Origin of the sequence: Chryseomicrobium imtechense (assembly GCF_041475995.1) — a bacterium.
In the GTDB taxonomy this organism is placed as follows: Bacteria; Bacillota; Bacilli; order Bacillales_A; family Planococcaceae; genus Chryseomicrobium; species Chryseomicrobium aureum.
Genome location: NZ_JBGOBM010000045.1, coordinates 1 through 460, shown reverse-complemented (window position 1 = coordinate 460; position 460 = coordinate 1). Strand labels below are relative to the sequence as shown.

At 47.8% G+C, this 460-nt stretch carries 1 protein-coding gene; it reads right to left on the bottom strand.

The features are described from left to right. Positions 1 to 460 (bottom strand): IS66 family transposase (locus tag AB5N96_RS13520; protein ID WP_499705763.1); only part of this gene is annotated, 460 nt, incomplete at both ends.

Sequence of the window (460 nt, the reverse complement as noted above, 5' to 3'; positions counted from 1 at the left end):
ATCACGCTGTGGAAGTTCTTCGAAAAGAAGTTGCAGGTAGAAGAAAGGATTGAGCCCATTTTCTTTGGCAGTCTCGATGAGACTGTAAGCGATGGCACTCGAGGTCGCGCCTCTTGTCGAGGCTGCGAACAGCCAGTTCTTCCTGCCGATCACAAATGGTTTGATAGAACGTTCTGCACGATTGTTATCTATTTCGATTCGGCCATCTTTCATGAAAGTCGTGAGTTTTGACCATTGTTTCAATGTATAAGAGATCGCAGTTCCGGTGGCAGTCTTTGGAGCGACAATCTCCTGTTGTTCTTCAAGCCATGCCAAAAAAGCATCCAGCACGGGCTGACTGTCGCTTTTCCTGATCTTGAGTCGTTCTTCAGGAGTCATGTCTTTGATTTTCCGTTCGATGGTAAAGAGTCGGTTGCAGAAATCGAGTCCCTTCTTGGCGACGGTTGTTCGACCGGCACCA